Origin of the sequence: Paenibacillus sp. D2_2 (genome assembly GCF_031199965.1) — a bacterium.
GTDB lineage: Bacteria > Bacillota > Bacilli > Paenibacillales > Paenibacillaceae > Fontibacillus.
In genome coordinates this window covers 2516777-2528451 of record NZ_CP133605.1, presented here as the reverse complement: position 1 = coordinate 2528451, position 11675 = coordinate 2516777, and the positions used below count along the sequence as shown (strand labels likewise).

The window sequence follows — 11675 nt, the reverse complement described above, 5'->3', positions numbered from 1 at the left end:
TTATTATCTATATCGAGTTGTTTTTCATCACGCTAGGTCCAGATTCTGAGTGAGTATTTTTGATCTCTTCAGGAAGCTGATGGGACATACTAGGAATCTTTCTAGGGAATATTCAATGACATTGGATGAGAAAATATTCACGACCATATTACCACCACCGGCGAATGCACGGATCAGAATCGGTTGGTTGTATTCATTATCGAACACAAAGTCTGGGCCTCCCCAGCTTACGGTCGCATCTCTGCCCGAAGGTACATATGACACATGACGACTGTGGGAATAGCGTTGAACAACCTTCAACCCCGCTCTGTCGACTGCGTTAAATAATGTCGAGGATACCTGACAGATCCGCCACCTATTCCCTCCGTCATTTCCCCTCTTACAATGACTCCCGCTCGTTTGTACCCCTTGCCTGTCGTACGCATTCCAACGACCTGATTGAAAGAGAAGGTCTCTCCAGGAAAGACTACCGTACCATCAATCGCTCTGGCCGCTAAGACAATATTATGAGAACGATCTGCATTACTGGAGTTATAGTAAGTCACATAATTACTAATCTGCTTAGAACGTAGCGAAGCTAGTAGCTCCGTATCTACTCGTGGATAGACAGGATATGTTGGAACCTCGATGGAAGAAGCACCGGTATTATATAAATATCCATAATAAGCCTTCAAAAATTCACGTCTGTTAAGCTTATAGCCATTCTGCCCTGGATCGATTTGTCCCGAGCTATTAATACGCGCATTAATCGCTTTCTTATAAGTAATCCGGTCTAACTCATCAACCCAGCGCTCATATCTACTCATATCAACCAGAGGGAACACCGGCAGACGATGAGCCTCTCTAGTCAGATTAGAGATCGGTTTCCCTTCGTGAGTAACTGTTAACTCGTCAGACTCCGGAACGCTATCAGGGCTCTGCATCAGCAGGAGAAGCAGATATGATATCGACGTCCATTTCAATCTAATCACTCTTCCTTAGTTATTCTTAAGACACAAGTCCACACTCTTCCTGTAGTATGATTGGATTTACGGCTATTCATTCAAAATCAATTGTATGCACCTGTACCAGTCATGAATCAAAAAATCCCCTCTAAGTAAACAAGTACTTATCTACAGCACTTGTTCACCTAGAAGGGATTCATCTGCACTACAGTACCTTTTCCAGGAAACTGATCGTACGCTCGTTCTTCGGATTGCCGAATACTTCCTCCGGCGATCCTTCTTCTACAATATAGCCGCCGTCCATGAACACAACCCGATCGGCCACTTCGCGGGCAAAGCCCATCTCATGCGTCACAATAACCATTGTCATTCCTTCGCGGGCCAAATCCTTCATAACACCAAGCACTTCTCCGACCATCTCAGGGTCAAGCGCCGAAGTAGGCTCATCAAACAGCATAATATCCGGATTCATCGCCAGAGCCCGAGCGATCGCTACGCGCTGCTTCTGGCCACCCGACAGCTGGCTCGGGAAGACATCGGCTTTATCCGCCAACCCGACTCTTTCCAACAAGCGTAGCGCAGTGTCACGAGCCTGCCCTGCATCCAGTTTGCCTAATTCCATTGGAGCAAACATGATGTTCTTCAGCACACTGAAATGTGGAAACAAGTTAAAGTGTTGAAACACCATGCCGATATTTTCGCGGACTTTATTGATATCCGTCTTCGGATCCTCGATATCCAGATCATCAACGATAACCTGACCTGCCGTAATTTCCTCCAATCGATTTAAGCAACGAAGAAAGGTACTCTTCCCCGAACCAGAAGGTCCGATCAAGCACACAACCTCACCTTCTTGAACCTTCATATCGATTCCTTTCAGCACCTGATTGGTACCATAGCTCTTCTTCAATCCATCAACGCGAATCTTACCCACGGCGCGCCCTCCTTTCCAGATAACCAGACAATTTCGTCAGAACGGTAATAACGACCAAATACATAATAGCTACGACAAGCCAAATATCAAAGGAAGCAAATGTCCTGGCGATAATGATCTTGCCGGATTGTGTTAGCTCTACGAGACCGATCGCCGACAGAATCGACGTATCCTTCAGCGTAATAACCATCTGATTGATTAATGACGGGATCATGATACGAATCGCCTGTGGAATAATAATCTTCATCATCGACTTGCGATATGGCAGACCAAGTGACCGGGCCGCTTCCATTTGTCCGCGGTCGATCGACTGAATGCCACCACGAATAATTTCCGTCACATAAGCTCCCGTATTCAAACTAAGCGTCAGAATGGCCGCCAGGAATAGTGGCATCGTGAACCCGAACGCCTGCGGAATCCCGAAGTAAATAAAGAAAGCAAGGACGATCAGCGGAATACCCCGGAAAACGTCAACGAATACGGTAGCAACACCGCGTAGAAATCGGTTCTGGCCCACCTTCATAAATCCGAAGATCAGCCCGAAGATCAGGGCAACGAACAAGGACACGATCGTATACAGCAATGTCTTCCCAAGACCCTTGAACAGCGCAGGCAGCGATTCGAGAATCAATCCCCCGCGGCTTTTCACAACCGTTTGGGATGCACTATCCCCAAGATACTTCTCTAGAATCTGGTCGTATTGGTCGCTTGCCTGGAGATTCGCCAGGCCGGCATTAAATTTAGCCATAAGCTCCTGATTCATTCCCTTATTCACTGCGAAGCCATAGGAGCCGCCTGCTTCTTTTTTCGTTACGATTTTCAACCCATTATTCTGATTGACTCCATATGCCAGTACGGGATAATCGTCAAAACAAGCGACTGAATTTCCCGTCTTTACATCCTCATACATTTGGGCAGATTCGTCGAAGGGCACGATCGTGAAACTATATTTGGTGGCAATCGATTCAGCAAATCGGTAGCCCTCAGTACCTGTCTTGACAGCAATCTTCTTCCCTTTTAAATCTTCGTAGCTTTTGATATCGTCATTATTTTTGCTAACAGCCATAACCACACCGGATTCAAAATAAGGCTCTGACAGTTCGAATTTCTGCTTCCGCTCATCAGTAATACTCATCCCGGCGATTACACCGTCTACTTGTTTCGCTTCTAGTGCTTGAACGGCCGCATTGAAGCCAAGTGGCTTCACTTCATAACTGAAATTCTGATCCTGGGCAATGGCCTCCAGCAGATCCATGTCGATCCCGACGAACTTACCGTTCACATCTTGGAATTCAAACGGAGCAAACGTAATATCTGTACCAATCACATAAGTTTTGCTAGATTTTGGCTCCGCCGCTGCATTACCTACCAAGCCAGTCAAACCGGTCAGCATGAAGATCAGCAGTGATATTGTAAACAATGCGAGCTTCTTAGATTTCATATGTTCTCCCCTTTTCAGTCAACGCCCGAGTATGTCTCTCTCTTCATTGTTTCCTCATGGCAGGTTTCCTATCATCAAATTATTCTATCAAAAAATATATCGATTCTGAAAATACAATTTCAACCAGTCGGGAAGGAATCACTATGTACCTAAGCATGAAAAGCCGCATCTTTACACTGTTTTCAACTATTTTTCCATATGTAAAACCGCTTGTGATCAAAGTTTTTTATAACGCTAATAAGTGGCTCTCTTCATTCACCATTTCACAAATTTGTGTGATACTCCCAGTACAAAACCTACTGAAAGACCAGGCTCAGGAGCCTGGAAATACGCTCTGACCTGGTCTTTCTTCAATCACCCAACGTATACGAATCACTGGCGGATTATCAATAGATTTCTAGATTTCTATTCAGTGTTTTATCTTTTGGGGCGTACAAAAAGAGCAAATGATCAAATCATTTGCTCTCTCAAGATATCTACATATAAACTTTTCCTGCTTACTTAGGCATGCATCCAAAGCTATCGTATTACTCCAGATTATTTGCTGAGCAAACGCACGGCGTCGTCCAGTTGGGCCTTCAGAGACATCACATCGTAAGAAAACCAGAGGCCATCGTCCACCACATACACATTACCGTTCTTGACGGCCGGAAGGTTCTTCCACAGCGAACTGTTGTCCACTTCAGTCACAAAATCAGGATCATTGTCAAACTTAACGACGAACAGACGATCTGCAGAAGCATATTCCGGCAGCTTCTCCAGAGAAATGCTAATCCCGGCCTCGTGATTTCCTTTCTCCCATTCCTGCTTGACAGCATCTGTCATCGGAAATTTCAGGGCGTCGAATAAGGTGTATCCGACGTTACCACTTCCATAGACTCTCAATTGCCCCTTCTCATATCCACCGATCACAACGACACCAAAAGTTTCTTTATCGTCTACATAAGCCGCAAGCTTAGCTCGCACATCTTCTGCTTTTTTATCGAAGTTCTGAATCCACTTGTCCGCTTTATCTGATTGGCCCAGTACATCAGCAACCGCTTTGAAATGCTCGAAGGCATCCTGACCTTCCCATTGAACCACAACAGTAGGGGCGATCTTATTAAGCTGATCCAGTTGATCCTTATTGTATTCATTAGCAATAATCAGATCAGGCTCAAGTGCCAATGCCTTCTCAAGATCCAACGCATTTGCGGCACCGATATCTTCGATACCACCGATCTGGTCCTTAATGGACGCAAAGCCTGTTAGCAAATGCGTAGCCGCACCTGCCGGCTTCATCCCGATTGCCAGCATCTCCGGCAAATATTGAGTTGTCAGTACCCGTTCAGGATGTAATGGAATGGTAACTTCCCGGCCAAGCGCGTCTGTATATACTCTTGTCTCTGCCTTTGCAGCCGCGGACTCTTTTCTGTACCAACCTCCTGTTCCTGCGCATTCCCCGGAGCAGCCGATTTGCCACAAGCGGATAGTACGACAACGAGTAAAATAACGATACAGGACTGCCATAAATAATGCCTAGTTCGATAAACCATGAAGTTTCCCCTTTTTCTAGTTTATATTTTTATTATAACTACCTTTTCATAATCCCTTATGACCCAAATTGAGCCTCATGCAGCTTGCTGTACACTCCACCGGCTGTGACCAGGTCCTTATGTCTGCCCTGCTCGACGATACCCTGCTCCGTAACTACAATAATCCGGTCCGCATTCTTGATTGTAGCCAGGCGGTGTGCGATCACCAGTGTTGTTCGGCCATCCGACAGCTCACTGAGGGACTGCTGGATCGCTTTCTCGGTCTCCGTATCCAGAGCTGATGTCGCTTCATCCAGGATAAGGATCGGTGGATTTTTCAGGAACATACGGGCAATCGCGAGCCGCTGCTTCTGTCCGCCGGACAGCTTCACGCCACGCTCCCCGATCACGGTCTCCAAGCCATCAGGCAATGAGGCGATGAATTCATCCAGCCGGGCTCGCTTGACAGCTTCCCAAATATCCGCATCCGCCGCGGTTAGATCGCCATAGGCTATATTTTCGCGGATTGTGCCTGAGAATAGGAAGACGTCCTGCTGAACAATCCCGATCTGCTTTCGTAGAGAAGCTAACTTCATCCGAGTAATGTCGATGCCGTCAACTGTAATCATACCTGATTCCACTTCATAGAAGCGTGGCAGCAGGCTGCATAACGTCGTCTTACCGGCACCGGACGGACCGACAAATGCAATCGTCTCCCCCGCTCTGATCCTTAGATCGACATTTTCCAGCACCTTGGCTTCATTCTCATAGCCAAACGTAACTTGATGATACTCAATGTCGCCGCGCAATTGGTCAACCTCAATCGCATCCGGGCTATCGGCAATATCCGGCTCGGTCTCAAGCAGTTCTATGTAGCTCTTGAAGCCAGCCATCCCCTTCGGATAGCTCTCGATAACGGCATTAATCTTGTTGATCGGTCCGAGGAAGACATTGGATAACAGCAGGAATCCGACGAATTCACCACTCGTCATTTCCCCTTTAATGACAAACCAGGTACCACAAACGAGGACGAATAAAATGACGATCCTCATCAGGAAGTAGCTAATGGAGAGGTTCTGGGCCTGAATCTTATAAGAGAAAAACTTCGTCTGTCGGTACTGCTCATTATTTTCAGCAAAACGCTCGGCTTCAAACTTCTCATTAGTAAATGCCTGTACGACGCGAATCCCGCCAATGCTGTCCTCCACCCGGGCGTTAAACTCGCCAATGTCTCGGAACATGCGCTGGAACGCATGAATCATCTTCCGGTTGAAATAGAGGGCCAGATAGACCAGTCCCGGAATGATGACGACGGCAAGCAGCGCCAGCTTCCAGTTGATCGTCAACATCAGTGCAAATGCGCCGATCAGCGTCATTGCCGCGATGAATAAGTCCTCCGGTCCGTGATGAGCCATCTCACCGATCTCCATCAGATTGCTGGTCATCCGGGCCATGAAATGTCCAGTCTTGTTATTGTCGAAGAAGCGGAAGGATAGCTTCTGCACATGGTTGAACAACTTACCGCGCATATCCGACTCGATATTGATGCCCAGTCGGTGCCCCCAATAGGTGACAATATATTGCAACAGACTATTCAACGCATATACGGCGAACAATCCGAGACATGCCCAGAAGATCAGCATCCAATTTCCGCTCGGCAGCAGATTATCAACGAACTGGTTCACGACAATCGGGAAGAACAATTCGAGTAACCCTGCAACAACGGCACAGCAGAAGTCAACTAGGAACAAAGCTTTATATGGTTTATAATAGGAAAAAAATTTCCTCAGCACAGAGTATACGCTCCCTTCCTACGTACTTAAGGCAAATTCTCCATCGCAAAATTCGGCTCTATTATCGTGAATGAGCTAGCAAATATAGAAAATATGGCGCTCCGACAATGGCGACGATAATACCTGCCGGTATCTCGGACGGCTGCAGAATCAAACGCCCCAACATATCAGCTACAATGACCATGAACGATCCCGTCAATGCAGACGCCGGCAATAAGGCTTGATGCTTCGGTCCTACGAGCCTTCTGGCCAGATGTGGTCCGATTAAGCCAACAAAACCGATGCCGCCGCTGACTGCTACACAGGAGCCCGCCAGCCCTACTGCAGCTGCAAGTAGAACAACCTGCTCCCTGGACACCTTTGCTCCCAGACCAGTCGCTGTCATCTCCCCCAGATTGAGCACGTTCATCGTCCGCGCTTTAGAAAATACGAACGGAAGTAGAATCACAATGAATGGAAGCAGCGCCAGAACAAACTTCCAGTTCGTTCCCCAGATACTCCCGGCCATCCAAGTAGCCACGAACTGATACTTCTCCTGGTTAATTCGTAGTGTAATAACAATCGTCGCTGCGCTGATTCCAGCGGCAACGGCTACACCGGTCAACAGTAGACGCGTTGGCAGCAAACCTTTATGGCGCTTATAGGATAAGGAGAAAATAATGGCTGCCGTCACTCCGGCGCCAATCCATGCCAGCACAGGCAGCAAAAATATCGAAGCGGTGCCCATATTCGGATAGTAGGCAACAAAGATTAATACAACTAATCCGGCTCCGGCATTAATGCCCAGGATTCCCGGATCGGCAAGCGCATTGCGGGATATGCCTTGCATAATACAGCCAGACACGGCCAACCCGGCGCCAATCAGCACCGATATTACGATGCGAGGCAAACGGAAATCAAATAGAATTAGCCGTTCCTTCTCGGTTCCTCCCCAAACAAGGTTCGTATCGTATCCAGCGGCGAGAGGCGGATAAAGCCAGTATTCATGCTTAGCACAAAGGCAATGATAATGAGCAGCCCAAGAATAAGCAGGACAGTGACATTTCTTCTTTGCTGACGTATGTCTTCAGGTGAAATATTCGACTTTTTGTTGTCCATTTCAAATGTCGGCTGCGCCATTACAGCTCCCTCCCTTCCTTGCGTGAAATATAGAGAAGAAGGGTACCCCAATTAGTGCAATCAGAGCACCGAGTGGAGTCTCATATGGTGGATTGACCATTCTTGCCGCCAGGTCCGCAAATACGACGAGCAGAGCGCCGAGAACTCCGGAGCACGGAATAATCAAACGGTAATCCACTCCGACTAGCTTCCGCGTTAAATGAGGAATAATCAGTCCTACAAAACCGACAGCGCCTACTACCGAGACAGCTGCTCCGGCCAGAATCAGCACAATAATGACGCCGAATAGCTTCACCATACCACTGCGAAGACCTAACCCCTTCGCTACATCATCTCCTAGACTAAGCATCGTGACCGAGCGAGACAGAATTATCGCTCCAATTACAGCTGCAAGCACCCAAGGGAACATGATTTTTAGCTGTAGCCAACTCGTACCTGCAACACCACCGGCATACCAAAAAGCAAGATCCTGTCCGATACGGAAATAGAGAGCTATACCTTCGCTAAGCGCGGACAACAATGCAGATACGGCCGCTCCGGCCAGAACCAGACGCAGTGGCGTTAGCCCGCCTCTGGTCATAGAGCCGATGCCGTAGACAATCCCTGCCCCAATACCGGCTCCCAGGAAAGAGTACAGAATTAGGTAGATGAATGGCAGACCAGGAAAAAAAGCAAAGCATAACGCCAAGGCAAAGCCTGCCCCGGCATTCAAACCAAGCAGACCTGAATCGGCCAGCGGATTGCGCGTCATTCCCTGCATAATGGCTCCGGCTACAGCGAAGCAAGTGCCGACCATCGCTCCGCCGAGAACGCGCGGCAGCCGGAGTTCCTGAATAATCTGATGCTGTGTCAAATCGGAATTGTAGTGAAATATCGCCTCCCAGACGGTTGTAAGCTTAATATCCGCCGCCCCAAAGGATACGGACAGTCCGATGCTGAGGATCAGAGCTACTACGCCTCCAATCAGAATGATTGCTCCGCCCACTGATGTGAACGTAACGTCACTTTCTTAACCTCTTCATTCTGTTGTGTGAGGTTCATATCTACCTTGCTAAGACTCATTTTATGCCACCTTTACCTATCAGAATTGCAGTTCAAACATAAATGACCGCTCTATCGAAGCGGCCATTTATGTTTGCATTGCTGCGGCAATCGCTAGAATTTGCCGGTCACCGCATTCACGACATCGTCTGCTTCCATGCTCTCCGCAATCGGCCCTGAAGACATCCAGTGTCTGGATGACACTTTAAACACCTGGTTCTTCTTTACAGCAGGGAGCGACTTCCAAATCTGCAGCTTCTCAATTTGCTTCGCAGTTCCTACCGCTTCTTGATGCGCGTCTTCTGTGTCTATCGAACCACCGTAGATCGCGAATACGTAATCAGCAGTAATCAAAGGCAAATCTTCTAGTGATAGATTAATTCCCCAACCGTCCTCAGACTTCTTCTGAAGATCTGCAATACTTGAGTCGGGCTTCAATCCAAAATCGGTATAGACTAGATTGAAGCTTGGGAAGAATACTTGCAAATCCTTGTCCGAAGGACGGACAAAGGCTACTGTCTTATCTGAACCCACCGCCTGAATAATTGTATCTTGTGCCTGTTTAAGCTTCTCTTCATGGGCCTGAATCACCGCTCGTGCTTTATCCTCCAGCCCTAATGCCTTACCGATCTCAACGATCGAGGACTTCCAATCATCCGGGGCGAAAGCGATCGTAGGTGCAATCTTGCTCAGCTCAGCGTATCCCTTCTCATCCGTGGAATACTGCTGGACGATGATCAGATCAGGATCGGCTTCAAGAATAGCTTCCGGGTTCGGCTTGAAGTCAGCGCTACCGGACAGGGAAATGTTCAGTTTCTGCAATTGATCATCCAGATAGTAGCCTTTGAAGTCATAGGCATACACCATCGGCGCCTCCAGAGATAGCATAATATCCTCCAGCCCGAACACCGCGACTCGCTGCGGATGTACAGGGACCTCTGTTTCTCCGAACCCATGTTTGATCTTAATGGTATTTCCTTCTTCTTTCTCCTTGGACGACTCAGACTGGACTGCAGCTGGTGTATTTGCTTCCGCCTTCGCGACGCCGGATTTTCTTCCGGATTCTCTTTACCGCCACAGGCGGATAACATCGTAATGACTAGAATCACCATCAGCAGTAGTGCAATCCCCGAAATTTTCTGTATTTAGTGGTCGCATTCCGTCTCGCAACCGCTTGTCTTTCTATTGATAACATCTTGTCCCCTCCATAATTGATATTGATTATCATTATCGATAGGGACATTATATATCATGTTCGACACGCATAGGAATACGAGATAATGCTATATATTTCTACTTACAGCGCACTAAATAACTGGTCCAGTTCCTGTAATAAATGCTCCTGGCGATTTGCTGTATATTCGAGAATCGGTTCAGCCATCCATGCGGCATTTGATGTTAGCAGCACCTGGCCATGGCGTACTGGATTCAGTATTCCCCAGCTCTCGGACACCTGGGTCTTCTGCCAGAGGCTTTGTGATTGTGCATCCTTAAGCACATGAACCAGTATCACATCTGCATCAAATCGCTCCAGCTGCCCGACCTCTGCAAATATTGTAAATTCGATCTGTTCAACGCCTTTAGCGCAGGGAAGCTGGAGATCGTCGTACAGAACTGTACCAGCTCTTCTGCCCATATTTTTATTCCTCTCGGGCAGAAAGTAAGGATAAGCCAGGCCCCCTCACGGAAATCTGGTGGAACCTTCATGCGTACGGCTGCAGCCTGCTCATCATAATGTACCAACCATTTCTCCGCTTCTGCTTCGCGATTCAAGAACTTTGCGGTCATCTGTAGATGAACTCTCCAGTTCGCACTATGCCAAGGCAGGAATAAGGTTGGCGCAATCAGTTGCAGCCTAGCCTTCTCTTCATCCGGGATCATCTCTTCCAGGGCAATGATCTTGTCAGGACGGGCACGCCACAACGCCTGCCGGTTGAAATCATAGTCATGACTTAACGGAACCTTGATGTCAAAGCTATATTTTCTCCGGTACTCATCCGCCCAGGACTGGTCGATCGGGGCCGCATAAGGAATAATCTGCAGCGACAGCAGATGACCGATATTGGGCCAGCTATATGCAGCGACCCTCTCTTTGCGGTTGGCAACATAGGTGCTTGGAGACATGCCTGTAAATTTGCTGAATTGGCTGCTGAAATATTGCGGGTCTTTATACCCTACCGATTCTGTAATTTCACGCAGCACAGTGCCTTCCTCCATCAGCTGCTTGGCCTTGTTCATCCTGATTTCCGTCAAATATTCCATGACACTCTGCCCGTATCTTTCCTTGTAGGATCTCATGAAGTAATACCGGCTCATTCCGGCCATACCTGCCAGATAGTCAACTGTAACGGTCTCTGTATAATGGCGATCCAAGAAGAACCTCACCTGCTCCAGAACATCCCCATACCATCCTTGTCTCTTCAACAGCAAATGTAGCAGATCCTGGAACCCTGCTTCACTAGCCAAGCGGTCTGCGACATCATCGGTATTCCAGTGCTCGACGATTTTCTGACAGAGGCCAAGTATCTGCTCCGGGAAGACACTGCAGCAATCTGCGGTAGCCGCCGGATTGCTTCCTTATCGATATCGCTACCTTCTGCAACAGACATCTCAAAATAAAATAAATATAAGATCTGTTCCCCTATTAAAGGATAGTCAATCTCGACACGTTGACCTGGCTGGATCGTAAACACCTTATTTGGGGATAAAGGACTTAGAATCCCGTCTATCACAATGCAGCCATGCCGGTTATAGGAGGTGAGCAATATCTGGGCCGGACATGCCTTGAATAGGAGCTGATAACTGTCACCACGGCTTTCGATCATCACCGCTTCGGTCACCCTGAACCGAACATGAAGCAACCAATCCGTATTTGTTGGAATGTTCATC

Annotated in this window: 8 protein-coding genes and 3 pseudogenes; all 11 read right to left on the bottom strand. The window is 47.8% G+C overall.

Annotation, left to right across the window (positions count from 1 at the left end):
* Nucleotides 1-27: 27 nt before the first annotated feature.
* Nucleotides 28-806: pseudogene (locus RE628_RS12890) on the bottom strand (VanW family protein).
* Between the two features lie 343 nt (nucleotides 807-1149).
* The gene (locus tag RE628_RS12885; RefSeq protein ID WP_309159040.1) at nucleotides 1150-1878 is read right to left on the bottom strand and encodes an amino acid ABC transporter ATP-binding protein; all 729 of its coding nucleotides are present in this window, start codon (nucleotides 1876-1878) and stop codon (nucleotides 1150-1152) included.
* The gene (locus RE628_RS12880; protein ID WP_375143077.1) at nucleotides 1871-3319 is read right to left on the bottom strand and encodes an amino acid ABC transporter substrate-binding protein/permease; all 1449 of its coding nucleotides are present in this window, start codon (nucleotides 3317-3319) and stop codon (nucleotides 1871-1873) included. Before RE628_RS12880 ends, RE628_RS12885 begins: the two co-directional genes overlap by 8 nt.
* A gap of 537 nt (nucleotides 3320-3856) precedes the next feature.
* Nucleotides 3857-4828 (bottom strand): ABC transporter substrate-binding protein, encoded by a 972-nt coding sequence (locus RE628_RS12875; RefSeq protein WP_309159039.1) that lies wholly within the window; start codon nucleotides 4826-4828, stop codon nucleotides 3857-3859.
* 82 nt (nucleotides 4829-4910) lie between these two features.
* Nucleotides 4911-6626: an ABC transporter ATP-binding protein gene (locus RE628_RS12870; RefSeq protein WP_309159038.1), complete on the bottom strand. Its 1716-nt coding sequence runs from the start codon at nucleotides 6624-6626 to the stop codon at nucleotides 4911-4913.
* Nucleotides 6627-6687: 61 nt separating this feature from the next.
* Nucleotides 6688-7724: pseudogene (locus RE628_RS12865) on the bottom strand (FecCD family ABC transporter permease).
* Nucleotides 7725-7744: 20 nt separating this feature from the next.
* Nucleotides 7745-8786, bottom strand: a pseudogene (locus RE628_RS12860) (FecCD family ABC transporter permease).
* Between the two features lie 114 nt (nucleotides 8787-8900).
* Complete coding sequence (locus tag RE628_RS12855; RefSeq protein ID WP_309159037.1) at nucleotides 8901-9695, bottom strand: ABC transporter substrate-binding protein; 795 nt, start codon at nucleotides 9693-9695, stop codon at nucleotides 8901-8903.
* A gap of 388 nt (nucleotides 9696-10083) precedes the next feature.
* Nucleotides 10084-10299, bottom strand: a complete 216-nt coding sequence (locus RE628_RS12850) for a hypothetical protein (protein WP_309159036.1) — start codon at nucleotides 10297-10299, stop codon at nucleotides 10084-10086.
* Complete coding sequence (locus tag RE628_RS12845; protein ID WP_309159035.1) at nucleotides 10296-11252, bottom strand: AraC family transcriptional regulator; 957 nt, start codon at nucleotides 11250-11252, stop codon at nucleotides 10296-10298. Before RE628_RS12845 ends, RE628_RS12850 begins: the two co-directional genes overlap by 4 nt.
* A complete protein-coding gene (locus tag RE628_RS12840; RefSeq protein WP_309159034.1) occupies nucleotides 11207-11674 on the bottom strand; it encodes a hypothetical protein in 468 nt (155 codons plus the stop codon). Before RE628_RS12840 ends, RE628_RS12845 begins: the two co-directional genes overlap by 46 nt.
* Between the last annotated feature and the right edge of the window lies 1 nt (nucleotide 11675).